This is a genomic window from Agromyces aerolatus (assembly GCF_031432255.1).
GTDB lineage: Bacteria > Actinomycetota > Actinomycetes > Actinomycetales > Microbacteriaceae > Agromyces.
Genome location: NZ_JAVKGQ010000004.1, coordinates 211,261 through 236,715, shown reverse-complemented (window position 1 = coordinate 236,715; position 25,455 = coordinate 211,261). Strand labels below are relative to the sequence as shown.

The window sequence follows — 25,455 nt, the reverse complement described above, 5'->3', positions numbered from 1 at the left end:
CCGTGGGGCGCGTTCGCGGCGAAGCAGCGTAGACTGGCGCGCTATGTCAGACGGCCCCCTGATCGTGCAGAGCGACCGAACCGTGCTGCTCGAGGTCGCGAACCCGCTCGCCGAGGATGCACGCCACGACCTCGCCGTGTTCGCCGAGCTCGAGCGTGCGCCCGAGCACGTGCACACGTATCGCATCACCCGGCTCGGCCTCTGGAATGCGCGCGCGGCCGGTCACACCGCAGAAGACATGCTCGGCACGCTCGAGCGGTACGCGAAGTTCCCGGTTCCGCAGACCGTGTCGGTCGACATGCGCGAGACCGTCGCGCGGTACGGCCGCCTCGTCATCGACCGCACCGACGACGGTGCGCTGCGTCTTCGGAGCTCCGATGCCGCGGTGCTCACCGAGGTCGCGGGCGCGAAGCGCATCGCACCCCTGCTGGCCGAGCGCATCGACGACGAGAGCTTCCTCGTCGCGGCCTGGGCCCGCGGTGCGCTCAAGCAGGAGCTCGTGAAGCTGGGCTGGCCCGCAGAAGACCTCGCGGGCTACACGCCCGGCACGCCGCACGACATCGGACTCCAGGAGAACGGCTGGCACCTGCGCGGCTATCAGCAGCAGGCCGTCGACAACTTCTTCGAGGGCGGTTCGGGCGTCGTGGTGCTGCCGTGCGGCGCCGGCAAGACGCTCGTCGGCGCGGGCGCCATGGCGACCGCGAAGACCACGACGCTGATCCTCGTGACGAACACGGTCTCGGCGCGCCAGTGGCGCGACGAGCTGCTGCGGCGCACGAGTCTCACCGAGGACGAGATCGGCGAGTACTCCGGCCAGGTCAAAGAGGTCAAGCCCGTCACGATCGCGACGTACCAGATCCTCACGGCGAAGCGGAAGGGCGAGTACGCCCACCTGTCGCTGCTCGACGCGCTCGACTGGGGGCTCATCGTCTACGACGAGGTGCACCTGCTGCCGGCGCCCGTGTTCAAGCTGACCGCCGAGCTGCAGGCCCGTCGCCGCCTGGGGCTCACGGCCACGCTCGTGCGCGAGGACGGACGCGAGAGCGACGTGTTCAGCCTCATCGGGCCCAAGCGGTTCGACGCCCCCTGGAAGGAGATCGAGGCGCAGGGCTTCATCTCGCCGGCCGCGTGCTTCGAGGTGCGCATCGACCTGCCGCAGAGCGAACGCCTGCAGTACGCGGCCGCTGCCGATGACGAGCGCTACCGGCTCGCTGCGACGGCGCCCGCGAAGCTCGGCGTCGTCCGCCAGCTCGTGGCACGACACCGGGGCGAGCGCATCCTCGTCATCGGCCAGTACCTCGACCAGATCGACGAGCTCGCCGAGGCGCTCGGCGCACCGCAGCTCACGGGGTCGACCCCGGTCGACGAGCGCGAGCGGCTCTTCCAGGAGTTCCGCGACGGCACGACGCCCGTGCTCGTCGTCTCGAAGGTCGCGAACTTCTCGGTCGACCTGCCCGAGGCGACGGTCGCGATCCAGGTCTCGGGTTCGTTCGGCTCACGGCAGGAGGAGGCGCAGCGCCTCGGCCGCCTGCTGCGGCCCAAGGAGTCGGGCCTGTCGGCCAACTTCTACACGCTCGTGTCGCGCGACACCGTCGATCAGGACTTCGCGCAGAACCGCCAGCGGTTCCTGGCCGAGCAGGGGTACTCGTACACGATCCTCGACGCGCACACGCTGGCGGCGGCGGCGTAGGTCACGAGCGGCGTGCTAACAGCCCTGGCCGTATGGCGGGATGGGCATTGTGCCGCAGATCGGGAGCTTTCCGCCCGTGCGGGGGTCGTACGTCCGCGGGGGCAGCACCCCATCATCCCCGTCCCCGGAAGTCTCGATGAACGGCGGGCTGACCACCGGCGGCTGTTCCACCACCGGCCGCCCCGACAAATCGGACGTCGCCGACAGCGGCACCACCTCGACGCTCACCACGCCGGCACCCTCATCGAAGCCTGCCGGTACGGCGGCCATCGCCGCGGTAGCCTGCAGACCGCCGACCGTGAGGAACGAGAGCGCGGTGGCTGCAACCAGACCGCGACCGAAACGCATGGACATACGAACCCCCTGAAGCGAGATGGAATGCACTCCAATATACTGAAACGCTTCCAATCCCGCAAGCCTTGGACCCGTCGTCTCCCCGACGCTCAGGCCCGCGCGTAGCGCAGTAGCAGCAGGTCCCCCGCCGGCATCGCGTGCACGAGGCGCATCCGCCGCGCCGCCTCGCCCGCCCCGCGCACGATGCGACCGGCCTCCCCACCGACGAGGGTCGGGCTCAGGCTGAGGCACAGCTCGTCGACCAGCCCCGCCTCGAGCAGCGCGCCGAACAGCCCCGGGCCGCCCTCGCACAGCACCTGGCGCAGCCCGTCTCGCGCGAGCCGGTCGAGCATGGCGTCGAGGTCGACGGCGCCGTCTCCGCAGACGAGCACGTCCGCGACCTCGGCGAGCGCGGCGCGCTTCGCCTCGGGGGATCCCGCGTGCGTCACGACCATCGGCCGGGTCACGGCCTCCGCGAACACCGGATGCCCCGGGTCGAGGTCGAGCCGGTTCGACACGATCGCTAGCCGGGGCTGCGGGGCCCATCCGCGCGACTCGCGCCACGAGGCATCCGTCTCGCTGACGCGCACCCCGCCGTACCCCTCGGCCCGCACCGTGCCGGCGCCGACGACGATGACGTCGGCGAGCGTGCGGATCGCCTGCATGGCCGCGCGGTCGCTCGCATCGCCGAGCCCGCCGCTCGTGCCGTCGACCGTGACGGCCCCGTCGAGGCTCATGATGAAGTTCATGCGGACGCGGGGCGTACCGCGGTCGGGCAGCGCGTAGGCCTCGAGGAGGGTCTCGCGATCCGGGACGGCCATGACTGCTCCTTCGGCTACCGGTTGTGCTCGAGGAACGCCGGCTCGCGCCATCCCTCGATCGCCTCGATCATGCGCATGGCGTCGACCGTCTCGCGCACATTGTGCACGCGCACGATGCGCGCACCCCTCGTGACCGCGTAGACGGCGGCCGCGATCGACCCCTCGACGCGTTGCCGCCGGTCGCGGCGGCCGAGGCTCTCGCCCACGAAGTCCTTGTTCGAGAGGGCCACGAGCGTCGGGTGTCCGAGCGCGACGACCTCGTCGAGGCGCCGGGTGAGCTCGAGCGAGTCGAGCGTGTGCTTGTTCAGGTCGTGGCCGGGATCGACGATGATGCGGTCGAACGCGACGCCCCTGGACTCGGCGAGGGCCACGCGCTCGCGCAGGAAGGCCACGACCTCGTGCACGACGTCGTCGTAGCGTGGCGACGGCAGCGGCTCACGCGGGCGTGCGGCGCTGTGCGTGATGACGACGCACGCGCCGGCCTCGGCGACGACATCGGCCATCGCCGGGTCGTGCAGTCCGGTCGTGTCGTTGATCACGTGTGCGCCCGCGACGAGCGCGGCCCGCGCGACCTCGGGCTGGAACGTGTCCACCGAGATCACCGCACCGGATGCGGCGAGCGCCGCGACGACCGGGACCACCCGGTCGATCTCCTCGGCGACGGGGACCGGCGGACCCGGCGCGAACTTCGCCCCGCCGATGTCGATCCAGTCGGCGCCGTCGGCGATCGCCGTCTCGGCGGCGGCGACCGCGAGATCGAACGCATCGGTGCGGCCCTGGTCGTAGAAGGAGTCGGGCGTGCGGTTCACGATCGCCATCACCGCGATGCGCCGGTCGAAGTCGAACTCGATCGGGCCGATGCGACGCGCGCCGTACCGGCTGCTCCGATCGTCTGTGCGCATGTGCCGAGTCTTGCACGGGGCATCCGCTCGGTGTCAGCGCGCCGCGCGACACACACATCGATCGCCACTCGAAAAACGTTCAGGAAAGATTCAGCCCACCCGCAGGAGAATGAAAACATGAGTGACGGACCTCGCATTCTCATCGTCGACGACGAACCCAACATCCGCGACCTGCTCACCACGAGCCTGCGGTTCGCGGGGTTCGCCGTCCGTGCCGTCGGCAACGGCGCCCAGACCATCTCCGCGGTCCTCGAGGAAGAGCCCGACCTCATCATCCTCGACGTCATGCTGCCCGATATGAACGGCTTCAGCGTCACCAAACGTCTGCGCTCGGCCGGGTACACCGCGCCGATCCTCTTCCTCACCGCGAAAGACGACACCGAGGACAAGATCACGGGCCTCACCGTGGGCGGCGACGACTACGTGACCAAGCCCTTCAGCCTCGACGAGATCGTCGCGCGCATCAAGGCGATCCTGCGCCGCACGATGCACGCCGAGGAAGACGCGGTCATCCGCACCGGCGAGCTGACCATGGACCAGGACACGCACGAGGTGCTCGTCGGCGACATCCCCGTCGAGCTCTCGCCCACCGAGTTCAAGCTGCTGCGCTACCTCATGCTGAACCCGAACCGGGTGCTGTCGAAGGCCCAGATCCTCGACCACGTCTGGGAGTACGACTTCAACGGCGACGCCGGCATCGTCGAGAGCTACATCTCGTACCTGCGCCGCAAGCTCGACCAGCACTCGGCCGAGCCGCTCATCCAGACCAAGCGCGGCTTCGGATACATGCTGAAGTCGTCCAAGGCCTAGTGCGCCTCCCCCGGCCCGCCCTGCGCGCCCCGGCACAGCGGCGCCCCAGGCTGGCTCCGTAGACTCGCGGCGCCATGCATCAGACTGTCTTCGAGCGGTGGAGCCGCGTCTCCCTGCGCACCAAGATCACCGGGGTCACGGTGCTCATGCTCACGCTCGGACTCCTGGTGTCGGGCATCGGCACCGCGGCCATGCTGCGCGGGTACGTCGACCAGCAGATGAAGGACAAGCTGCAGTCGATCGCGCAGAACGGGGTGGACCAGTACTTCGAGTCGCCCTCGCGAGGCAGCATGTACCTCGATCGGCTCGACTTCTCCGACCAGACCGAGGTGTTCGTCGCGCAATACGACGCCGCGGGCGAGTACCAGCGCAACAACTGGGAGGACCGGTCGCGCGACGAGCTGCCGAAGATCCCGCAGACGCTCCCGCCGACCTACGTCGACGCGATCAACGACGGCCACTACGCCATCCTCGAGCTCGAGGACATTCACGGCCAGAAGACGTTCCGCGGCATCGCGATCCTCGAGACCTCGGACGCGCATGGCACGTTCGTGCCGATCCTGATCGCGATCTCGACGAAGGACACCGAGCAGCTGCTCACCGCGTACCTCACGATCTTCCTCGGGTTCGGCTTCGGCGTCATCGTCGTGGGCGCCCTGCTGACCCGCATGCTCGTGACGACGACGTTCGCCCCCCTGCGCGAGGTCGAGCAGACCGCCGCGGCCATCGCCGACGGCGATTTCAGTCAGCGCCTCGGCGGAGCGACCCCGAACACCGAGGTCGGGCGTCTGAACCGTTCGCTGAACACCATGCTGAACCGCATCGACCGGGCGTTCCGCGATCGCGCGCGCACGATCGAGCAGATGCGCCGCTTCGTCGGCGACGCCTCGCATGAGCTGCGGACGCCACTGGTCTCGGTGCGTGGCTACGCCGAGCTCTACCGCATGGGCGCACTGCAGACGCCCGAAGAGGTCGGGCAGGCGATGGACCGCATCGAGAAGGAGGCCATCCGCATGGGTGGGCTCGTCGAGGACCTGCTCGCGCTCGCGCGCCTCGACGAGGCCAAGCCGCTCGTGCTCGCCGAGGTCGATCTCGTGCCGCTCGCGCGCGACGCCGCGCTCGACACCATGGCGGCGAACCCGGGCCGGGTCGTCACGGTCATCGCCCCGGAAGAGCGGGCGGCGGATGCCACGGGCACGGCGCCGATCCTCCAGGTCGAGCTCGAGCCGGGGCCGGTGAAGACCGCCCGCGGCACCACGACCGTGTCCTCGCTGGCCGGCGCGACCCTCGCACGGCTCCGGGGTCGCCGGGTGCGCGGGCACAAGGGCGTGGAGGAGCACGGTGCGGCGGCGAACGGGGCTGCGGCGAACGGGGCGAGCGCCGCTGCCGCTCCCGAGGGTTCGCGTGCGCCGTCGACCGAGACGGAGACCGGTCCGATCGCGGCCAAGCCGGTGCGTCGCGCGATCGTGCTCGCCGAAGAGAACAAGATCCGGCAGATCATCACGAACCTCATGGGCAACGCGGTGCGGTTCACCGCGGTCGACACGCCGATCGAGATCCGGGTGTCGGTCGACGACGAGGCCGAGCGTGCGCGCATCGAGGTCGTCGACCACGGCGAGGGCATCCCGCCGCAGATCCGCGAGAAGATCTTCCAGCGCTTCTGGCGTGCCGACACCTCGCGCACCCGCGAGACCGGAGGCTCCGGGCTGGGGCTCGCGATCGTGTCGTCGATCGTCGCGGCGCACAACGGCACGGTCGACGTCGTCGAGACGCCGGGCGGCGGCGCGACGTTCCGCGTCTCACTCCCGCTCGCGGGCTCGGCGGCTGCGCCGCAGCGCGTCGCCGACGCCTGAGCGCGCTGCTGTTCCCACCCGGTTCCCCCGCCCCGAACCGACCCCACCCCGTTCCCCCGGTCGAACCGACCCCACCCCGTTCCTTGCTCAGGAAGAACTGAGGCATCCGCGGCGTGTCGACCGCCGACACGCCGTAGTCGGGCACGAAATTCCTGAGCAAGGAATCACCCGCGATCAGGAGACCGCGATCAGGGGGACCGTTTCCGGGGACGCGTGGTGGAGCCGAACGACGAGGCGTACGCGGGCGCAGCAGTCGGGTTGCCGGTCCTGCACAGGGTCGCGTCGCGTGGCTTCCATCCACGGTTCCCGGTCGCACGGGTCAGGCCCGGCCTGGCGGCCCCTACGGTTGCGGCACATCCAACCGAAAGGATCGACATGTCCACATTCCAGGTCGACAGCGACCAGCTGCACACCGCCACCCAGGGCGCCCAGGCGACGATGGAGCGCATCCGCGCCGACGTCGGCGGGCTCATGGCCCAGCTCACCGGGCTGCAGGCCTCGTGGTCGGGTCAGGCCTCGGCCGCGTTCCAAGGGGCCGTCGCCCAGTGGCGCGCGACGCAGCTGCAGGTCGAGCAGTCGCTCGAGAGCCTCAACCAGGCGCTCGGCGTCTCGGCCTCGCAGTACCTCGAGGTCGAGCAGGCGAACGCGAGGCTCTTCGCGCGCTGACCGCGGTCGCTCGCGCGGTGACCACCGCGCGGATGACCGCCCGCGCGGCGGCCACCCGCGGCGTGGCCATCCGCGCAGCACCCCCGCTCAGCACTCCCCCGCGCAGCACCGCCCAGCGCAGCACCGCCCAGCGCAGCACGCCGCGGTACCGCCGGATACGACGAAGGGCGCCCCCTCGCGGGGACGCCCTTCGTGCGTGTGGTGCGTCGAGACGCGGCCGGACTTTAGAAGTCCATGCCACCCGTGGGGTCGCCGACCGGAGCCGGCGTCTTCTCGGGCTTGTCGGCGACGACGGCCTCGGTCGTGAGGAAGAGACCGGCGATCGACGCGGCGTTCTGCAGCGCCGAGCGGGTCACCTTGGCGGGGTCGATGATGCCCTGCGCGAGCAGGTCGCCGTACTCGCCGGTCGCGGCGTTGAGGCCGTGACCCGCGGGCAGCTCGGAGACCTTGTTCGCGACGACGCCCGGCTCGAGGCCGGCGTTCAGCGCGATCTGCTTGAGCGGCGCCTCGATCGCGACGCGGACGATGTTCGCACCCGTCGCCTCGTCGCCGTCGAGCTCGAGCGAGCCGAGCACTGCGGCGCCGGCCTGGATGAGGGCGACGCCACCACCGGCGACGATGCCCTCCTCGACGGCGGCCTTCGCGTTGCGGACGGCGTCCTCGATGCGGTGCTTGCGCTCCTTGAGCTCGACCTCGGTCGCCGCACCCGCCTTGATGACGGCGACGCCGCCGGCGAGCTTGGCGAGGCGCTCCTGCAGCTTCTCGCGGTCGTAGTCGGAGTCGGTGTTCTCGATCTCCTGGCGGATCTGCGCGACGCGGCCGGCGATCTGCTCGCCGTCGCCCGCACCCTCGACGATGGTCGTCTCGTCCTTGGTGATGACGACCTTGCGCGCCTGACCGAGCAGGTCGAGCGTGACGTTCTCGAGCTTGAGGCCGAGCTCTTCCGAGATGACCTGGCCGCCCGTGAGGATCGCGATGTCCTGGAGCTGCGCCTTGCGACGGTCGCCGAAGCCGGGGGCCTTGACGGCGACCGACTTGAAGATGCCGCGGACCTTGTTGACGATGAGCGTCGCGAGGGCCTCGCCGTCGACGTCTTCGGCGATGATGACGAGCTGCTTGCCCGTCTGGATCACCTTGTCGACGATCGGGAGCAGGTCCTTGATGTTCGAGACCTTCGAGTTCGCGATGAGGATGTACGGGTCCTCGAACACGACCTCCTGGCGCTCGGGGTCGGTCACGAAGTACGCCGACAGGTAGCCCTTGTCGAAGCGCATGCCCTCGGTGAGCTCGAGCTCGGTGCCGAACGTGTTCGACTCCTCGACCGTGACGACGCCTTCCTTGCCGACCTTGTCGATCGCCTCGGCGATGATCTCGCCGATCTGCTGGTCGGCGGCCGAGATGGACGCGGTGGCCGCGATCTCGTCCTTCGTCTCGATCTCTTTGGCGGTGTCGAGCAGCTGCGCGGAGACGGCCTCGACGGCCTTCTCGATGCCGCGCTTGAGGCTGATCGGGTCGGCGCCGGCCGCGACGTTGCGCAGGCCCTCGCGCACGAGCGCCTGAGCGAGCACGACCGAGGTCGTGGTGCCGTCACCGGCGACGTCGTCGGTCTTCTTGGCGACCTCCTTGACGAGCTCGGCGCCGATCTTCTCGTACGGGTCGTCGAGCTCGATCTCCTTGGCGATCGAAACGCCGTCGTTCGTGATGGTGGGAGCGCCCCACTTCTTCTCGAGCACGACGTTGCGGCCGCGCGGGCCGAGGGTCACCTTGACCGCGTCGGCGAGCGTGTTGAGGCCACGCTCGAGACCGCGACGGGCCTCCTCGTCGAAAGCGATGATCTTTGCCATGTGTTTCTCTCGTCCCTTCCCGGACGTCCGAAGAATGGTGGTTAGCACTCGAATCGAGCGAGTGCTAACACCGATTCTGGCACTCTCGATCCGAGAGTGCAAGCGAGCGTACGGCGTGAGACGCCCGGCACCGCGGCGGTGGGCGGAGGCCGGGATCAGGGCGTGAAGGTGACCGCGCCCTCGGGCGGCACGAGCTCGACCCACGTGGTCCCGGGCGCGAGGCGCAACGGTGTGCCGTCGTCGGCGGTGAGCGTGATCGGCGACTCCCGATCGGGCTTCGTCCACCGGCCGTGCGCGGTCCGGCCGGCCGCGGAGACCCACACCTCGCCCTCGCCGACGAGCACGGTCCGCGGGACCTCGCCGAGGCTCCAGTCCACGTCGACGCGCATGGTCACGACGTTCGTCGCCCGCACCCGGTCGCCGGATGCCTCGAAGTCGGGCCCGCCCTCCTGCGACCTGACCCATGTCGAGCTCTCCGCCTCCCATTCCCAGGTCGGGTAGCGGGCGTCGGAGAACACGAGGTCGATCCGGCCCGTCGGCGCCGCACCCGGCGCCGCGGCCAGCGGGTCCTGGGCGCCGTAGGCGAACTGCACGCCCGGCGCCGGACGGTCGGCGTGGCGCTGCACGGCCTCGGCGGCGGCGAGGATGACGTCGTGCGGCCCGGGCCGGTCGTCGGCGCGCCAGAACAGTCCCGTGTCGTCGTAGTCGAACACGAGGTTCACCACGGGCGTGTCCTGCATCATCGCGACGAACTGCTCCTGCCCGCCGGAGTAGGCCACGAGTCCGCCGAACGGCACGATGATGTCGGGGTCCATCGGTCGGATGGAGCGCACCGGGCCGAGCTCGTCCGGGACATCCGAATGCCAGACGGCCGCGTATCTGGTGATGCCGCCCTCGACGAGCTCCTCGAAGACGATGTCGGCGCGGTTCAGCGCGATCTGGGGCCTCGCGTCCGCGTGGTTGTCGATCTTCACCGCGAGCGACGGACGCGCGAGGACGGCCGAGTCGGTCAGCGTGCCGCGCAGCGGCGCGTAGGCGATCGACGAGGCCGCGGCGACGGCCTCGGGCGCCGGCCGGGTGATGACCGGCGCGACCTCGCCCGCAGGAGCTCCGGCCGCACAGCCGGCGAACGCGAGCACGAGCGCCCCGATCCCGATCGTGCGGGTGAATGGCGTCCGACTCCGCACGGGATCCCAGGGCATTCCGTCATCGTAGCCACGGCATCGCGCGCATCCGCGGCGACGCGCGGCACACACGAACGCGCCGCCCGGGCCACGGACGGCGCGTGTCGCAAGCGGCGCCGATCAGGCGGGACGGACCGATTCGGCCTGCGGGCCCTTCGACCCGGTGCCGACCTCGAAGACGACCTGCTGGCCCTCTTCGAGCACCTTGTAGCCGGCCATGTCGATGGCGGAGTAGTGGACGAACACGTCCTGGCCACCCTCATCGACCGTGATGAACCCGTATCCCTTTTCAGCGTTGAACCACTTGACGGTCCCGTTCGCCATGCGTTGCTCCCAATTGCCGTGTGTCATCAGCACGTGCCCTCGGCCTGTACCGGGCCGCCTGAACGTGCCGACGTGCATCTGGGGGATGCGGGGCGTGCTGCACGGGTTCGGACGACCAAACTCCACATTGCTGGGCTAAATCCGCCCGCACAAGGCTACTTTCGTTACGAATGGTCGCAGAATGACAACGATTCGGACCTCCGAATCCGAATCGCCGTTCAGCCGATGTTCAGTCGCTGCTCAGCTCGCGGAGCGGTCACGCGCGCCGCCGCCGACCGCCACGGGGTCAGCCGCCGGTCGCATCCGCGTAGTCCGATCCGAGCACGACGACCAGCGGGGTCCCCGTCTCGGCGAACTTCGCATCGAACCGGACCTCGGCCTCGGGCAGCGCCTGGGCGACCCCTCGGGCCGCGCCCTCGAGGTCTTCCGAGGCGTAGTACACGTACGTGACGGTGAGGTCGTCCTCGCTCGCGTTCGCGGTCGTGCCGACCGGGACGCCGGCCGCGCCGAGCGCCTCGGCCGCGCGCGCCGCCAGCCCGCTCGTCTGGGTGCCGTTGAGCACCGTGACCGGGACATCCGGCGCGATGGTCGCGGGCACCGTCTCGGCCGGCGCCGCGGTCGCGGTCGGCTGCGGCGCGTCGCCGAAGTCGAGCCGGTCGTTGAAGACCATGATCCCGATGATCCCGGCGGTCGCGAGCACGACGGTCGCGAGCGCGGCCCACGCGAACGTGATCCAGCCCTGGCCGCGGCGACGCGGCGCGCGATGCGCGCCGACCCGCTCGATGCCGTCGGGGATGCGGTCGAAGCGGTCGCGGGGGAACTTCTGCGCCATGGGATCCAGTCGGAGTCGGGGCCGGGCTCAGTCGAGCGCCCGGCCGAGGCTGAGGGAACGGCGGTCACGCGACGCAGCACGTGCATCACGCATGCGCTGCAGCCGCTTCACCAGCATGGGGTCGTGCCGCAATGCGGCCGGGGAGTCGATGAGCCCGGCGAGGAGGCGGTAGTACCGAGCGGCCGAGAGACCGAACTCCGCGCGCACCGCCTCGGCCTTGGCGCCGGGATGCCCGAACGACCGCGCCTCGAACGCGAGGATCCGGCGGGATCGTTCGTCGAGCGCGGACTCGGCTGCACTCGTGCCGCTCGCGGACGTGTCGGCTTCACCGGGACGCTCGGGGGCAGGCGCACCCGTCATGCTCGCCTCCCGTCGTGCCCGGCCCTCTACCGCGCTTGCCCCACATCCTAGGCAGTGCCGGGCTGGGAACCCGCCGAGCCGCGCGGCGTGCCCGCGCAGCCGCGTCCGCCCCGCACGAACCCGAACCCGCACCCGCACCCGCACCCGCACACCGACCCGCACCGCGCGGAACAGGATGACACACACCGACGTTGCACCTCATGCGGGATTAGGCTGAACCGCGCCCGCGAGCTTTCGGCCCTCCCGGCCGGACCTGAAGGAGAACCATGGAATACCGCGTCCAGAAGAGCGACGACCAGTGGCGTGCCGAGCTCGGCGACGAGCAGTACGCCGTGCTCCGCGAAGCCGCGACCGAACGTCCGTGGACCGGTGAGCTCCTCGACGAGGAACGCGCCGGCATCTACACCTGCGCGGCCTGCAATGCCGAGCTGTTCAAGAGCGGCACGAAGTTCGACTCGGGCTGCGGCTGGCCGAGCTTCTACGAGTCGGTGCGTCCCGAGGCCGTCGAGCTCATCGAGGACACCTCGCTCGGCATGGTGCGCACCGAGGTGCGTTGCGCGAACTGCGGCTCGCACCTGGGCCACGTCTTCCCCGACGGGTTCGGCACCCCCACGGGCGACCGCTACTGCATGAACTCGATCGCCCTGAACTTCGCCGCGGCAGGCGAGTCGGCCCCCGCCGACGAGACCGCGCCGGCGACGCCCGCCGCATCCGACGCGCAGGCCTGATCGGTGGCGTCGGTCCGCGACGCGGCACTCGCGCGGCGTTCGTCGCCCAAGGTGACGGATGCCTCGCCGGCCGACGCCGAGCTTCGTGAGCTGCTCGACGCCGCCGGCCGGGTCGCCGATCACGCGTCGCTCACCCCGTGGCGGGTGATCGCGCTCCGCGGCGACGCGCGGGTCCGCCTCGGCCGGGCGCTCGCCGAGGCATCCGAACTCGAAGGCGACCATGCGGAGAAGCTCGCCGCCAAGCCGCTCCGCGCCCCGCTGCTGCTCGCGATCGTGGCGACCGTGACCCCGCACCCGAAAGTGCCCGAGTGGGAGCAGGAGGCGGTGGCCGCGGGCGTCGCCCACGTGCTGAGCCTGCTCCTCGACGAGGCGGGCTGGGGCGTCATGTGGCGCACCGGGCCGCACACGAGACGGCCGGCCGTCGCGGCCATGCACGGCCTCGCGGCCAACGAGCGGCTGCTCGGCTGGCTGTACGTCGGCGGGCGCGCCGCGGACTCGAAGGCGCCGCGCGATCGCGCGCCGCGCGATCGCCTGACGATCCTGGACTGAGCCGGGTCAGCGCTCCGGCGCGGCCGCCTCAGGGCTAGCGGATGCCTCGGGCTGCGCGGATGCCTCGGGCTCCGCCGTCGCGTCGGGCTGCGCCGCTGCCTCGCCCGGATCCGCCGGCGCCGCGACATGCTTGTGCCGACTCCGCGACACGCTCGCGATGCCGACCGCGATGAGCGCGAGCACGGTGGCGCCGATCGTGGCGGTATCGACCACGCGTCCGTGGGCCGGGACCAACAGGTCGAGCGCGAGCGCCGCCGTGAGCTGGCCCGCGACGCCCGCGAGCGCGAGCACGAGCACGCCGATCACGCGCACGACCATCGCCTGCCCCGCGATGAAGAGACAGCCGAGCGCGCCGCCGAGGTAGAGCCACGGCTCGGTGGGCAACGCGGTGGGGAACCCTTCGAGCACGGCGTGCACGAGCATGACGACCACGAGCGCGGTCGTGCCGACGACGAAGTTCATGACCGTCGAGGTGAGCGCGCTCTCGGCTGCACCGCGGACCCGCCCGTTGACGGCCTGCTGCCAGGCGGCGCCGACGCCCGCGACGAACGGCAGCAGCATGAGCAGCACGGGCACGTCGTGGGCGAACTGGCCCGAGACGGCCCAGCCGATGGCGGCGAGCGCGAGCACCGCGCCGACGAGCCGGGTGACGCTGATCCGGCGGGGGCCGCCCGGCCCGAGCCCGATCAGGTCGAAGACGAGGCCACCGACGGTCTGGCCGGCGACGACCGCGACCGTGAACACCGCGACGCCGAGCACGCCCGCCGAAAGCCCCTGCGTCGTGACGAAGTAGGCGCCGCCGAGCCCGCCGAGCAGCATCCACCAGGCGATGCGACGATCGCGCAGCTGCCGGGTGAGCTTCGCGAACCCCGTTCGTCCGGGCTTCCAGAAGGCGAGCGCGACGACCAGGATGACGAGGCCCGACCCGAACGAGATCGCCGCGGCGGTGTACGGGTCGGCGAGCTCGCGCGCGAGCTCGCTGTTGACGCGGGACTGCAGCGCGGTCAGCGCTCCGCACACGATCGCGATGACGACCGCGACCGTGACCGGCAGGTGCAGTCGTTCGGCGTGCCGGTGCTCGTGCACGGCCGGCACCGCGCCGCTCGCCGCATCGTCAGGCCTGCTCGACCCATCGCTCACCGCATAACCCCGCTCGTCTCGACGCCCACACCGTCGCGACCGTGCGAAGGTACTCTCGGAGCCGGCTGCGGGACTCGAACCCGCAACCACCGCTTTACAAGAGCGGTGCGCTACCAATTGCGCCAAGCCGGCGAGGATGTGAACCTCGGCTCCATCCTAGCGCCGGCCGCCGCGCCGCAGCCGATGAGGCCGGGACTGCGCCGCCGAGGCATCCGCTCGCCCTAGATCGAGTCCTGTCTCGGGAACACGACCTTCTCGACGATGGTGATGAGCGAGGCCGCGACCGGGATCGCGACCAGCGCGCCGAGCACCCCGCCGAGCGTGCCGCCCGCGACCGCGGCGATCACGACGAGTGCGCCGGGCACGGCGACGGCGCGGTTCATGATGCGCGGGCTCAGCACGTACGCCTCGATCTGCATGTAGATGAGGTAGTAGATCGCGGCGGCCAGGGCCGTCTGCGGCGACGCCGCGAACGAGACGAGCGTGATGATGATGGCGCCGGTCAGCGTGCCGATGAGCGGCACGAGCGAGCACAGGAAGGCGACGAACGCGAGCAGGATCGGCGCCGGGGCGCCGATGATCGACAGGTAGATGAAGCTCAGCACGCCGTTGATGAGACCGAGCGAGCCCTGGCCGATGACGTAGCGGCCGACGGACCCCGTGATCTCGTCGGAGACCTCGACGAACTTGCGACGCGAGCTCTTCGGCACGAAGCGGGTCGAGTAGCGCTTCATCGAGTGCAGCGACGCGAGGAAGTAGAGCGTGAGGATGAGCACGATCGTCGCGCCCGTGAACCCGCCGGCGATGCCGGCGCCCACGGCGAGGATGCCGCCGGTGAGCGAGCCGAAGTTGTCGGGGTCGCCGAGCCAGTCGCCGATCGCGGTGACACCCTGCGCGATCGCGTCGCCGCCGATGATCCCATTGAGCCACACGACGAAGTCGGAGTGCTCGACGTTGTCGACGATCGTCGGCCAGTCCTCCACGATGATGCGGGTCTGCTCGATCACGATCGGCACGATGGTCGCGATCAGGCCCACGAAGAGCCCCACGACCGCGACGACGACGAGCAGGATCGCGAGCCACCGCGGCATCCGCTTCTGCAGCCAGCTGACCAGCGGGTCGAGGCCGAGCGCGAGGAACAGGGCGAGCGCGACGTAGAGGATGACGGTGCCGAGCTGGCCGACGATGCTGCCGAGCAGCAGCGCGAACAGCACGCCGATCGCGCCCACGAAGCCGATCCGGAACGCGCGGATCTTCACCTCAGGCGCGCGCGCGTCGACGGCTGCGGTCAGTTCGGCGGCGGCTTGTTCCGGCGAGTCGTCGCGGCGTCGCCGCCTGGCACGGGTCCACATGTCTCGAAGCTAGTGCCGTCGTCCGCGCAAGTTCCAGAACGACCCGCCGCGACGACCGGATGTCTCGCCCGCAGCCTTGCGGCGTGCGGCACGGGTTTCGCGCCGGGAGCGCATGGCCCGGCGGTCGGCGATCATGTCCCGGGTGAGGTCGCGCAGCGTCGCCGCGACGTCGTGCGCGGTCGGCCGCACCGCCGGGTCGTCCGAGGTCATCGCCTCGAGCAGGGCACGCCACTCGTCGGAGAGGTCCTCGGGGATCGTCGGCTCGCGGTGCAGCCGCGCGAGCGCGGCCTCGATCGGGGTCCCGGTGTACTCGCGCTCGCCGCGCAGGGCCTCGAGCAGCACGAGCCCGAGCGAGTAGACGTCGCTCGCGGGCTCCGCCTCGGCACCACGCGCCTGCTCGGGCGCGATGTACGCGGCGGTGCCCATGATCGAGCCGTCGCCCGTGAGCCGTGTGCCGTCCATGAACTGTGCGACGCCGAAGTCGGCGAGCTTGACGGTGAGCGAATAGCCGTACACGGGGTCGTCGCTGATCAGGATGTTCTCGGGCTTGATGTCGCGGTGCACGACCTGCCGGCTGTGCACGTACGCGAGCGCGTCGGCGACCTGTGCGCCGATGTCCGCGACCTGCCGCTGCGGCATCGCGCCCGAGGCGAGGCGGTACGACATGGCGCGTCCGCGCACGAGCTCCATGACGATGAAGCGCCGGCTCGCCTGCTCGGGCGGCAGGAACCCGGCGTCGTAGATGCCGACGAGGCCGAGGTGGTTGAGCTCGCCGAGCAGCTGGATCTCGCGCTCGCGGCGGAGCCGGTCGGCGGGCGTGTCCTGCTCGGCGCGGAACACCTTGACCGCGACGTCGCGGCCGAGCTGCGTGTCGGTCGCGAGGTAGACGTCGGCCATGCCGCCCGATCCGATGAGCTCGCGCACGGCGTACCGGCCGGCGAACGAGGGCGTCGTCGACGGCAGTCCGGTGAGGGGCGTCGCGTAGGGCGCGCTGCCGCCACCGGTCGGCATGCCGCTGATCCGGCTCGCGGGAACGGCGCCGGGCGGGAGCCGAAGATCGCCCGAGGCGCGCAGCGGCTCCCCCGCGAGGTGCTGCGGACCCGAATGCCGCGGTCCGGCGCCGAGGTGGTGCGGGCCGGTCCCGGATCGGTAGGGTGGTGGCTCGGGCTGCTGCCCCTCCGTCACGATGTTCGACACGGTGCCTCCAGGATCTCCGGGTGACCCCCGGCCGGTCCGCAGGGGTGGCCCATGCGTGCAGCCAGCCTATTGAAGCTGCCCGCGAGCGGCGCGGGCTTGCGTTCACGGCCCGAAAGCCTCACACTGTCGGGCCGAGAACCGGTTCAGTCCCCCAGCTCCGCCGGCCGCACGACCTCCCCCTCGAGCGTGCGGACCCAGCGGGCGCGCCCCGTCCGGTACTCCGCACGCGTGGCGAACCGGTACCGGTAGGCACGCACCCGTATCCATCGCGGCCGCTCGCCGTCGAACGGGTCGGTTGCGAGCAACCGCAGCGTGGGGGCATCCGCCTCGAGCAGCCGGACCAGCAGGCGCTCGAACCAGGGTTCCCACATGCGTCCCAGCGGCAGGAACCACATGAGCCAGTCGAGCCTCAGGTGATACGGCGCCCACTGGCGCGGAATGCGGCGCACGTCGCCGGGCTTGCCCTTGAACCCGTACTCGCGCCAGGCAGTGTCGTCACCGCCCGGAACCGCGTCGAGCGTGCCCTCGATGACGTACTCGACACGCCGCTTCGTGACCGTGCCGAACGCGCCGTAGGCGTTGACGAGCATGAACCGGTTGAAGCTCGCGTTCATGAGCTGGCGTCGGCTGAAGAGGTTCAGCAGGGGCTGCCGGCTCAGCACGAGCAGCAGCAGCGCGACCGCGAGCACCACGACCGCCCACCAGAGCGGGATCGAGGACGCCCCCGCGCCGAGGTCGGCCGGGATCGCGGGGATGAGCCAGTGCCACGCCGAGTCCGAGATCGCGCCCGCGGCGAGCACGACCGTGATCCAGTTCAGCCACGCGAAGTTGCCGGTGAGGATGAGCCACAGCTGGGTCAGGATGATCACGGCAGCTGCGACCGATCCGACCGGCCCCGGCACGAACAGCAGGAACGGCACACCGAGCTGGGCGACATGGTTGCCGATCACCTCGAGCCGGTGGAACCACGGCGGCAGCAGGTGCGCCTGCCGGCTGAGCGGCCCGGGCATGGGCTGCGTCTCGTGGTGGTACATGAGCGCCGTGAGATCGCGCCACTCGCGCCCGCCGCGGATCTTGATCATGCCCGCCCCGAACTCGAGCCGGAACACGAGCCACCACACCGCGATCAGGATCACGAGCGGCGGCGGCTGGTCCGCAGATCCGAGAAACGCCACGACGAACAGCGCCTCGCAGAGCAGCATCTCCCAGCCGAACCCGTAGAACGTCTGCCCGGCGACGACGATCGACAGGTACAGGATCCACATGGCGAGGAACACGAGCATGGGCACCCAGGGCGGGCCGAGCTGCGGCAGACCCACGACGACGGATGCCCCGAGCACGAGCCCGATCGTCGCGACCGCCACGAGCCGGCGGTCGGTGTAGCCCCACCGGAACACGCTCGGCCCGCGCAGCCGCCGCACCATCCGCATGAGCTCGGGCACGGGCAGGAGGCCGTGCTCGCCGAGCAGCGGCCGGAACTGGTTCAGCGTCGACCAGAACGCGACCACGGCGAGCGCGGCCACGCCGCGCTGCAGGACCTCGCGGGCGATCTCGTAGTCGCGGGCGTCCAGCCACCCCAGCCAGTCGACCTCCACGCGCCCACGGTATCCATCCGCCGCCGGGCGGCAGAAGGGCGTTGCGCGGTCAGAAGTCGCTGAGGTACACCCAGGGCAGCCGCTCCATCACGAGGCGATGCCGCGCGGCGACCGCGGCGCTCGCGCCCGCGGGTGCGGGTGCGGGTGCGGGTGCGGGTGCGGGTGCGGGTGCGGGTGCGGGTGCGTACTCGTCGTCCTCCTGCCAGACCACGGTGCGCCGGTCGTCGGTGAACCGCGAGCGGTAGGGGCGGATGTCACGTGCGCGGAACGCGTCGAGCGCCGCATCGACGGACGGTGCGGCGGTGAGCCCGTGCAGCGTCACCCACGTCGGCGGCCAGAGCGTCATGCTGCCGCTCGCGTGCCGGGCGAGCGCGTCGGCCGGGCGGATCCACGCGAGGTCGACGACCTCGCCGGGCTCGGGCCGGAGCTCGCCGTCGGGCACGCGGACCGCGAAGAACGTGGTCACGAGCACTTTGGGCGAGCCGACGGGCGGCGTCCAGCGCGAGAACGGCACGAGCTCGCCGGGGTCGACGACGAGCCCGACCTCCTCGTCGGTCTCGCGGACTGCGGCCCGGCGTGCCGTGGCCTCGCCGGCGGGGTCGCCATCGAGCACATCGCCCGGCTCGACCAGCCCTCCGGGGAACACCCAGGCGCCGGCGAAGGAACGCGCCTCGTGCGGTCGCTGGGCCAGCAGCACCTCGACGCCGCGCTCACCGTCGCGCAGCAGCACCACGGTTGCGGCGTACCCGTGGACCACCTCGCCGGGCGCGGAAGATGTCGACACCGGTTCAGCGGACGCCGGCTTCGCGGCCGCGACCGCCCCATCACGATCCATCTCCTCACCCTAACGACCACGCCGGTCGCGGGGCGAGCCCGCCCACCCGCTGGTCGAGTGAGCTACGCGCCAGCGAGCGTATCGAGACCCCGCGAGCCGCCCACCCGCTGGTCGAGTAGTGAGCGCCAGCGAGCGTATCGAGACCCCGCGAGCCGATCTCGACACCGGCTCACCGGGGTCTCGATACGCGTGCTCGTCCCTCGCTCGCTCCTCGACCAGCGGTCGGCGCGAGAAAGATAGGCTGCCGAGCATGGGAGCCAACGCCGACGATCCGCGCCCGATCACGCCCGTCTCGGAGCTCGCGAGCCTCGTGCTCGCACCGAACCCGGGCCCGATGACGCTCGACGGGACGAACTCGTACGTCCTGCGCGCACCGGGTGCCGCGGGCGCCGTGGTCGTCGACCCGGGGCCGGCGATCGACGGCCATCTGCGGCTCCTGGCCGAGGCCGGACCGGTCGAGCTGATCCTGCTCACGCACCACCACCTCGACCACACCGCGGGCGCGGCCGAGTTCGCGTCGATGACGGATGCCCCGGTTCGAGCGATCGACCCCGAGCTCTGCCTCGGCGGCGGGGCGCCGCTCGCCGATGGCGAGCGCATCGAGGCGGCGGGCCTCGAGCTCGAGGTGATCGCAACGCCCGGCCACACGGCGGACTCCATGTGCGTGCTGCTGCCCGGCGACGGCGTGCACGGCGCGGTCCTGACCGGGGACACGGTGCTCGGCCGCGGGTCGACGATCATCGTCGACCCAGACGGCTCGCTCGGGCCGTATCTCGACTCGCTCGAACGGCTTCGCACGCTGGCTTCACCCGGCCCCGTGACGGTGCTGCCCGGCCACGGGCCGGTGCTGCCCGACCTCGCCGCGATCTGCGGCGCGTATCTCGCGCATCGCGCGGAGCGGCTCGATCAGGTGCGGGCCGCGCTCGCGGAGCTCGGCGCCGAGGCCTCGGCCGAGGAGGTCACCTCGCTCGTGTATCACGACGTCGATCCGGCGCTGCGGCGTGCCGCTGAGGCATCCGTTCGCGCCCAGCTGACCTACCTGCGCGACCGCGCGTAGCCAGCTGGGCGGGCCGCCCGGGTGCGCCGCACCGGCGGCGTCAGGCCGCGAGCAGCGCGAAGCCCGCGCCCCAGCCGACCTTCTCCTGCACGGCGAGCCCGAGCTGCAGGAAGCCGAGCGCCTCGAGCTCATGCGCCCGCGCGAGGGATCCCGCGTCGACGGCCTCGACGCCGCCCGCGCGCACGACCTCGGCGAGCGCCTGCTTGGCCGCGTCGTCGTCGCCCGCGATGAGCACGGTGGTCGGCACGCCGCCGACCTGCTTCGAGGCGAGCGTTCCGGCGAAGTTCGTGTTGAACGCCTTGAGCACCGTGGACTCGGGGAGCTGGTCGGCCAGCTGGGCGGCGAACGATGAGCCGGCGGGGACGACGAGCGAGTCGAACGTGCTGAAGTCGACGGGGTTGGTGATGTCGACGACGATTCGCCCGGCGAGCTCGGCGCCTCGGGTCGCGACGATGTCGGCGACCGACGGGTGCGGGACCGCGAGCACGACGAGGTCGCCGGTGATCGGGGTCGAGGTGTCGCGCCCGATGAACTCGACGTCGGTGCCGCCCGCGCTCGCGAGCGCGCCGATCGCGCTGCCCATGTTGCCGTGGCCGATGATGCTGAGCTTGGTCATTGCCGGTCCTCTCCTGCGCCGTCCGGCGCGTGTGCCGCCTCGCTCGAGGCGCTTAGTTGTTGGAACAACTAAGACCATACGCGCAATCAGTTGTCGCGTCAACTATTGCGCTACGATAGTCACTATGAGCGACCCGACGCCCTGGCTGACCGACGAGGAGTCGGCGGCATGGGTGCGCCTCGTGGCGGTCACCGAACTCCTGCCGACGGCGCTCGACGCGCAGCTCGGCGCCGACGCCGGGCTCACCCACTTCGAGTACCTCGCGCTCATGGCACTCGGCGACGCCCCCGCGCGCACCATGCGCATGACCGCGCTCGCGGCGCTCACCAACGCCACGCTCCCCCGGCTCTCGCACGTCATGCGTCGCCTCGAGGACCGCGGGCTCGTGCGGCGGTTCCCCTGCCCGGAAGACCGGCGCGCGACGAACGCGACCCTCACCGAGGCGGGCGTCGACCTCATCGAACGCGCCGCGCCGGGTCACGTCGAGACCGTGCGACGCAACGTGCTCGACGTGCTCACGCCCGAGCAGCAGCGGCAGCTCTACGACATCGCCGGCGCCGTGCTCGGCCGGCTCGACCCCGACGCGCGCCTCGATGCGACCAGCTGCCGGTTCAGCCAGGGGCCGGCCCGCCCCGCGGCCGCGGAATCCGCCGCGCCAGACCTGTCGTCGGTCGAGTAGCGAGCGAGGAACGAGCACGCGTATCGAGACCCGGTGCGGTCTCGATACCGCGCCGGCGCGCCTACTCGACCAGTGACGTGCGGGCTCCGCCCGACGGGACGATCGCCGGGCTCACGCCCGCTGCTCGTAGGTGAGGCAGTCGGCCTCTTCGGCCCCCGGGCCGATGCGCACGGCGGGCGCGGTGCACTCGAGGCTCGCATTGTGCACGCACTCGGAACGCTGACAGGCACCGACGTGCGAGACGACCTTGTCGAGGCCGCCCTTGGCCCCGAGCGGGATGAACGTCGCGCACTCGGCGTCGCCGGGCGCACCGGCGATCGTCACCGCGGCGGCGTGGCAGTGCGAGTGGTCGTTGTAGGAACAGCCGCTCACCGAGCACTCGGCAACGGCGGGCAGTTCGTCGAGCGTCAGGCTCATGATTGGACTCCGTCTCGTGGTGGCGACCCTCGTGCGTTGGCGTCGATGCTACGCGCGCCGACGCCGCAACGAAACCTCGACACGCAGGATTTTGCCTGGTCAGACGGTATTTTTAGGTTAGGCAACCCTCACCTCGTGTCGGCGGCGCGTGCGAGGATGGGGCCATGGATGCCGCCGAAGCGCTCGACGAGATCGCCAGCCTCCTCGAGCGCGAGCTCGCGTCGTCGTACAAGTCGAAGGCGTACCGGCGCGCCGCGAACCTGGTGCGCGACCTGTCGCCCGACGAGCTCGCGGCCCGCATCGCCGACGGCCGGCTGCGCCGCACAGCGGGCATCGGCGACTCGACCTATCGGGTCATCGTCGACGCCGCGGCCGGGCGCGTGCCCGACAAGCTCGCGACGCTCCGTGCAGAGACCGGGGCCGCAGGCGCACACCGCACGGGCCTCGCGGCCGAGCTCAAAGGCGACCTGCACTCGCACTCGGAGTGGTCCGACGGGACCACGAGCATCCAGGCGATGGCGCGCGGCGCAGCCGCGGTCGGCCTCGAGTGGATGGTGCTCTCCGACCACTCCCCGAGCCTCCGCGTCGCGAACGGGCTCTCGGCCGAGCGCCTCACGGAACAGCTCGAGATCGTCGAGGCCCTGAACACCGACGGCGGCCTGGGCGTCCGGATCCTGCCGGGCATCGAGGTCGACATCCTCGAGGACGGCTCCCTCGACCAGTCCCCCGAGATGCTCGAACGCCTCGACGTGGTCGTCGCGAGCGTGCACTCCAAGCTGCGCGCGCCCGAGCGCGACATGACCAGGCGGATGCTCCGGGCCATCGCCGACCCGCACACGAACGTGCTCGGGCACTGCACGGGCCGGCTCGTGAAAGGCTCGCGCGGCACGAGGCCGCAGTCGACGTTCGACGCGGCCGCGGTGTTCGCGGCGTGCGCCGAGCACGACGTCGCCGTCGAGATCAACTCACGCCCCGAGCGTGAGGATCCCCCGGACGAGCTCATCGCGCAGGCCCGCGACGCCGGATGCCTGTTCAGCATCGACTCCGACGCGCACGCGCCGGGCCACTTCGCGTTCCTCGAGCTCGGCGCGGCACGCGCGGAGCGCGCGGGCATCCCCGCCGACCGCATCGTGACGACCTGGGACGTCGATCGTCTGCGGGAGTGGAGCCGCCGCACGCGCTGACGCGCCCGGCTCCCGCGCCCGTTGCTCCCGCGCCCGTGCGCGTCACCTCGAACGGTCGCCTATGGCGGGTGCGCGCGCGAAACACCCACCATCCGCGACCGTTCGAAGCCCACGCGGCGGGGCGTCGGCGGCGGTGATCTAGGCGGGCGGGTTCTCCGGGTCCAAGGTCTCGATCGTGTCAGCCTCGACCGCGTTGTCGGCCTCGAGGTCGTTCGCGTCGTCGCCGTCGACCGCGCCCTGCTCGGCCGCGGCGCTGCGGAGCTCTGAGGCGGGGTTCTCGTCGTCCGGATCACGCGCGTCGCCTTCGGGCATCGGCGACAGGTCGCCGGTCGGCGCGAGCCGGTCCTTCTCCTCCCACGGGTTGAGCGGGTCGCTCATGGGGTCCTCCAGTCTTCGGATGCCTCAAGCCTCCCGCGTTCGACCCGCTTCGCGCACCGCCTTGACGAGCAGCGCCCGCCCGTGGCATCCGCCCGCCCCGAAGCATCCGCCCGGCAGCCCTGCCCGCCGAGCGCGAGCCGATTCGACGACCGCGCCCGGTCGCGGCCGTGCGCTCGTCGTACTCACTCGCGCTCATCCGCGGGCTCGGCGCCTCAGCCCAGGCCGCGCGGCTCCTGATGGCCGTCGCCGTCGCGGGTCGCGCCCGCGACGGGCTTGCGCGACAGCCCGACGGCGCCCGACTGCGGGTCGCTCGACGTCGCGGCATGCACCGCCTCGGTCTCGGCGTCGACCGGGTACGCGGTGTGCAAGCGCACGGGCTCGCGGTCCTGCTGCAGCCGCTTGGCCTTGCGCTTCGCCGCGATCAGGTTCAACGCCTCGACGAAGATCGCGAACGCCATCGGCCCGTAGATGAGCGCCTTGTCGATCTTCACCCCGAACCCGTCGGCGATGAGGAACACGCCGATCAACAGCAGGAACGCGAGCGCGAGCATCTTCACCGTCGGGTGCGCGTTCACGAACGCGAAGATGAACCGCGCCGCGAAAAGCATGATGCCGAACGACAGCACCACGACCGTGATGATCACGACCAGGTTCTCGGTCATGCCGACCGCGGTGATGACCGAGTCGAGCGAGAACACGAGGTCGAGCACGAGGATCTGCGCGATGACCGATCCGAACGTCGCGACCGCGGCCTTGCCGGTGCCGTGCTCCTCGACGCCCTCGAGCTTCTGATGGATCTCGTGCACAGCCTTGTACACGAGGAACAACCCGCCCGCGATGAGGATCAGGTCGCGCCCCGAGAACCCGAGCCCGAAGATCTCGAACAGGTCGGTCTTCAACGTGATGATCCAGCCCGCGAAGATCACGAGCACGACCCGCATGAGCATCGCGAGCGTGAGGCCGAGGTTGCGTGCCTTCGCCTGCTGCTCGACGGGGAGTTTCGCCGCGAGGATCGAGATGAAGATGACGTTGTCGACCCCGAGCACGACCTCCAGCACGAACAGCGTGAGGAACACCGCGATCAGGTCGGGCGTGAATTCCAAGGAGAAGTCCATGGAACGGTTCTAGCGGATCGCGGTGAACCGGAGTACGGGTTGCGCGACCCGTGTCGCGCCCGGCTGGAACTCGAGGCCGGCACTCGCGGCTGCGCCATGTCTGACCAACTGCGCCGCCGCCGACCTCCTGCGCCGCCTACGACGGTCGCAGACGGCGCAGTCGGTCACACGTGGCGCAGTGGGCCGGCCCGCACGGGCTCAGCCGGCCGCGACGGCTTCCGCGATCGGCGTTCCGCCGCTCGTGAACCGGATGGTCCGGCGGATGCTCCGGTCGTCGGCGAGCGCGGCGGCGGCCACCGCCGCGACGTCCTGGCGGGAGACCGGGCCGCTCTCGTCGGCCGCGACGTCGATCGCGCCGCTGCCGGGTTCGTCGGTGAGCTGCCCCGGGCCGAGGATCGTCCAGTCGAGGCCGGTCGTCGCGAGGTGCTCGTCCGCGTCGGCCTTGGCCTCGGCGTAGGTGTGGAACGCGTTGTCCTCGGGCACCGAGCGGTCGGGCGAACCGAAGTACGAGACCATCACGTACCGGCGCACGCCCGCGCGCTCGGCCGCCGCCATCGACCGGATCGCCGCGTCGCGGTCGACGGCGACGGTGCGTGCGGGGTTGCCGCCGCCGGCGCCTGCCGACCACACGACCGCGTCGTGCCCGGAGAGGAGCTCGGCGAGCCCGTCGACATCGAGCAGTTCGATGTCGGCCACGACCGGCTTCGCGCCGGCCGCCTCGACGTCGGAGGCGTGCTCGGGATTGCGGATGACGGCGTCGACCCGATCACCCCGCTCCGCGAGCAGTCGTTCGAGCCGGAGCGCGACCTTGCCGTGGCCGCCGATGATCAGGATGTCTGCCATGCGTCAACGCTAGCCCGGGCGTGCGACGGTGCGGCCGCGGTTTCGAGAAGCCCGCCGACCGGGCAGAATGGGAAGCTGGGACTCGCTCGGGAGGAGCTTCATGTCGATCGAACTGGTGCTGTGGGGCGCTCTCGGACTGATCGCCGTCGTC

General features: G+C 71.3%; 27 protein-coding genes and 1 tRNA gene. 9 read left to right on the top strand and 19 right to left on the bottom strand.

Features of this window, described 5'->3' with window-relative positions; translation table 11 throughout:
* Positions 1–43: 43 nt before the first annotated feature.
* Positions 44–1,690 carry a DNA repair helicase XPB gene (locus RH864_RS07690; RefSeq protein ID WP_310516945.1) on the top strand — a complete coding sequence of 549 codons (1,647 nt, stop codon included), beginning with the start codon at positions 44–46 and terminating at the stop codon, positions 1,688–1,690.
* Between the two features lie 15 nt (positions 1,691–1,705).
* On the opposite strand, the gene RH864_RS07685 is transcribed toward RH864_RS07690, so the two are convergent.
* The 3 genes from RH864_RS07685 to folP are packed head-to-tail and all read right to left on the bottom strand — an operon-like array spanning position 1,706 to position 3,746.
* On the bottom strand, positions 1,706–2,074 hold the full coding sequence (locus RH864_RS07685) for a hypothetical protein (RefSeq protein WP_310516944.1): 369 nt from the start codon (positions 2,072–2,074) through the stop codon (positions 1,706–1,708).
* 59 nt (positions 2,075–2,133) lie between these two features.
* Positions 2,134–2,844 (bottom strand): pyrimidine reductase family protein, encoded by a 711-nt coding sequence (locus tag RH864_RS07680; protein WP_310516943.1) that lies wholly within the window; start codon positions 2,842–2,844, stop codon positions 2,134–2,136.
* 14 nt (positions 2,845–2,858) lie between these two features.
* Positions 2,859–3,746 (bottom strand): dihydropteroate synthase, encoded by an 888-nt coding sequence (folP, locus tag RH864_RS07675; RefSeq protein ID WP_310516942.1) that lies wholly within the window; start codon positions 3,744–3,746, stop codon positions 2,859–2,861.
* A gap of 117 nt (positions 3,747–3,863) precedes the next feature.
* On the opposite strand from folP, the gene RH864_RS07670 reads away from it, so the two are divergent.
* The 3 genes from RH864_RS07670 (at position 3,864) to RH864_RS07660 (ending at position 7,075) form a co-directional block, all read left to right on the top strand.
* Positions 3,864–4,556 carry a response regulator transcription factor gene (locus RH864_RS07670; RefSeq protein ID WP_308799071.1) on the top strand — a complete coding sequence of 231 codons (693 nt, stop codon included), beginning with the start codon at positions 3,864–3,866 and terminating at the stop codon, positions 4,554–4,556.
* 74 nt (positions 4,557–4,630) lie between these two features.
* Complete coding sequence (locus RH864_RS07665; RefSeq protein ID WP_310516941.1) at positions 4,631–6,409, top strand: sensor histidine kinase; 1,779 nt, start codon at positions 4,631–4,633, stop codon at positions 6,407–6,409.
* A 375-nt stretch (positions 6,410–6,784) separates the two neighbouring features.
* Positions 6,785–7,075: a WXG100 family type VII secretion target gene (locus RH864_RS07660; RefSeq protein WP_310516940.1), complete on the top strand. Its 291-nt coding sequence runs from the start codon at positions 6,785–6,787 to the stop codon at positions 7,073–7,075.
* Between the two features lie 224 nt (positions 7,076–7,299).
* Here RH864_RS07660 and groL read toward each other — a convergent pair whose 3' ends face one another.
* The 5 genes from groL to RH864_RS07635 all read right to left on the bottom strand — a co-directional run bounded on the left by groL (position 7,300) and on the right by RH864_RS07635 (position 11,619).
* Positions 7,300–8,919 (bottom strand): chaperonin GroEL, encoded by a 1,620-nt coding sequence (gene groL, locus RH864_RS07655; RefSeq protein ID WP_310516939.1) that lies wholly within the window; start codon positions 8,917–8,919, stop codon positions 7,300–7,302.
* A gap of 155 nt (positions 8,920–9,074) precedes the next feature.
* Positions 9,075–10,121 (bottom strand): DUF3048 domain-containing protein, encoded by a 1,047-nt coding sequence (locus RH864_RS07650; protein WP_310516938.1) that lies wholly within the window; start codon positions 10,119–10,121, stop codon positions 9,075–9,077.
* 102 nt (positions 10,122–10,223) lie between these two features.
* The gene (locus tag RH864_RS07645) at positions 10,224–10,427 is read right to left on the bottom strand and encodes a cold-shock protein (RefSeq protein WP_310516937.1); all 204 of its coding nucleotides are present in this window, start codon (positions 10,425–10,427) and stop codon (positions 10,224–10,226) included.
* Between the two features lie 286 nt (positions 10,428–10,713).
* A complete protein-coding gene (locus RH864_RS07640) occupies positions 10,714–11,259 on the bottom strand; it encodes a LytR C-terminal domain-containing protein (RefSeq protein ID WP_310516936.1) in 546 nt (181 codons plus the stop codon).
* Positions 11,260–11,286: 27 nt separating this feature from the next.
* Positions 11,287–11,619: a DUF3263 domain-containing protein gene (locus tag RH864_RS07635; protein WP_310516935.1), complete on the bottom strand. Its 333-nt coding sequence runs from the start codon at positions 11,617–11,619 to the stop codon at positions 11,287–11,289.
* A gap of 266 nt (positions 11,620–11,885) precedes the next feature.
* On the opposite strand from RH864_RS07635, the gene msrB reads away from it, so the two are divergent.
* Together msrB and RH864_RS07625 are read left to right on the top strand one after the other, a co-directional pair.
* Positions 11,886–12,347: a peptide-methionine (R)-S-oxide reductase MsrB gene (msrB, locus tag RH864_RS07630; RefSeq protein ID WP_310516934.1), complete on the top strand. Its 462-nt coding sequence runs from the start codon at positions 11,886–11,888 to the stop codon at positions 12,345–12,347.
* Positions 12,348–12,350: 3 nt separating this feature from the next.
* Complete coding sequence (locus tag RH864_RS07625; RefSeq protein ID WP_310516933.1) at positions 12,351–12,896, top strand: nitroreductase family protein; 546 nt, start codon at positions 12,351–12,353, stop codon at positions 12,894–12,896.
* A 6-nt stretch (positions 12,897–12,902) separates the two neighbouring features.
* Here RH864_RS07625 and RH864_RS07620 read toward each other — a convergent pair whose 3' ends face one another.
* From RH864_RS07620 to RH864_RS07595, 6 genes are all read right to left on the bottom strand, one after another.
* Entirely contained in the window at positions 12,903–14,036 is a 1,134-nt protein-coding gene (locus RH864_RS07620; RefSeq protein WP_310516932.1) for a DMT family transporter, read from the bottom strand.
* Positions 14,037–14,095: 59 nt separating this feature from the next.
* Positions 14,096–14,168: transfer RNA gene (locus RH864_RS07615), tRNA-Thr, on the bottom strand.
* Between the two features lie 89 nt (positions 14,169–14,257).
* On the bottom strand, positions 14,258–15,388 hold the full coding sequence (locus tag RH864_RS07610; protein WP_310516931.1) for an AI-2E family transporter: 1,131 nt from the start codon (positions 15,386–15,388) through the stop codon (positions 14,258–14,260).
* 9 nt (positions 15,389–15,397) lie between these two features.
* Positions 15,398–16,585, bottom strand: coding sequence for a serine/threonine-protein kinase (locus tag RH864_RS07605; RefSeq protein ID WP_310516930.1), 1,188 nt, complete (start codon positions 16,583–16,585; stop codon positions 15,398–15,400).
* A gap of 143 nt (positions 16,586–16,728) precedes the next feature.
* Entirely contained in the window at positions 16,729–18,180 is a 1,452-nt protein-coding gene (locus RH864_RS07600) for a lipase maturation factor family protein (protein ID WP_310516929.1), read from the bottom strand.
* A 49-nt stretch (positions 18,181–18,229) separates the two neighbouring features.
* Positions 18,230–19,015 carry an NUDIX hydrolase gene (locus RH864_RS07595; RefSeq protein WP_310516928.1) on the bottom strand — a complete coding sequence of 262 codons (786 nt, stop codon included), beginning with the start codon at positions 19,013–19,015 and terminating at the stop codon, positions 18,230–18,232.
* Between the two features lie 250 nt (positions 19,016–19,265).
* On the opposite strand from RH864_RS07595, the gene RH864_RS07590 reads away from it, so the two are divergent.
* Positions 19,266–20,072: an MBL fold metallo-hydrolase gene (locus tag RH864_RS07590; RefSeq protein ID WP_310516927.1), complete on the top strand. Its 807-nt coding sequence runs from the start codon at positions 19,266–19,268 to the stop codon at positions 20,070–20,072.
* Between the two features lie 40 nt (positions 20,073–20,112).
* Here the strand turns inward: RH864_RS07590 and RH864_RS07585 are convergent, their stop codons facing one another.
* Positions 20,113–20,688 carry an NADPH-dependent F420 reductase gene (locus RH864_RS07585; protein ID WP_310516926.1) on the bottom strand — a complete coding sequence of 192 codons (576 nt, stop codon included), beginning with the start codon at positions 20,686–20,688 and terminating at the stop codon, positions 20,113–20,115.
* Between the two features lie 124 nt (positions 20,689–20,812).
* On the opposite strand from RH864_RS07585, the gene RH864_RS07580 reads away from it, so the two are divergent.
* The gene (locus RH864_RS07580; RefSeq protein ID WP_310516925.1) at positions 20,813–21,367 is read left to right on the top strand and encodes a MarR family winged helix-turn-helix transcriptional regulator; all 555 of its coding nucleotides are present in this window, start codon (positions 20,813–20,815) and stop codon (positions 21,365–21,367) included.
* Positions 21,368–21,478: 111 nt separating this feature from the next.
* Here RH864_RS07580 and RH864_RS07575 read toward each other — a convergent pair whose 3' ends face one another.
* On the bottom strand, positions 21,479–21,784 hold the full coding sequence (locus tag RH864_RS07575; protein ID WP_310516924.1) for a DUF1540 domain-containing protein: 306 nt from the start codon (positions 21,782–21,784) through the stop codon (positions 21,479–21,481).
* Positions 21,785–21,948: 164 nt separating this feature from the next.
* On the opposite strand from RH864_RS07575, the gene RH864_RS07570 reads away from it, so the two are divergent.
* Positions 21,949–22,968 (top strand): PHP domain-containing protein, encoded by a 1,020-nt coding sequence (locus tag RH864_RS07570; RefSeq protein ID WP_310516923.1) that lies wholly within the window; start codon positions 21,949–21,951, stop codon positions 22,966–22,968.
* A gap of 138 nt (positions 22,969–23,106) precedes the next feature.
* Here RH864_RS07570 and RH864_RS07565 read toward each other — a convergent pair whose 3' ends face one another.
* The 3 genes from RH864_RS07565 to RH864_RS07555 all read right to left on the bottom strand — a co-directional run bounded on the left by RH864_RS07565 (position 23,107) and on the right by RH864_RS07555 (position 25,304).
* Positions 23,107–23,346, bottom strand: coding sequence for a hypothetical protein (locus RH864_RS07565; RefSeq protein ID WP_310516922.1), 240 nt, complete (start codon positions 23,344–23,346; stop codon positions 23,107–23,109).
* Positions 23,347–23,558: 212 nt separating this feature from the next.
* Positions 23,559–24,461 carry a TerC family protein gene (locus RH864_RS07560; RefSeq protein ID WP_310516921.1) on the bottom strand — a complete coding sequence of 301 codons (903 nt, stop codon included), beginning with the start codon at positions 24,459–24,461 and terminating at the stop codon, positions 23,559–23,561.
* A 198-nt stretch (positions 24,462–24,659) separates the two neighbouring features.
* A complete protein-coding gene (locus RH864_RS07555) occupies positions 24,660–25,304 on the bottom strand; it encodes an SDR family oxidoreductase (RefSeq protein WP_310516920.1) in 645 nt (214 codons plus the stop codon).
* Positions 25,305–25,455: the final 151 nt, after the last annotated feature.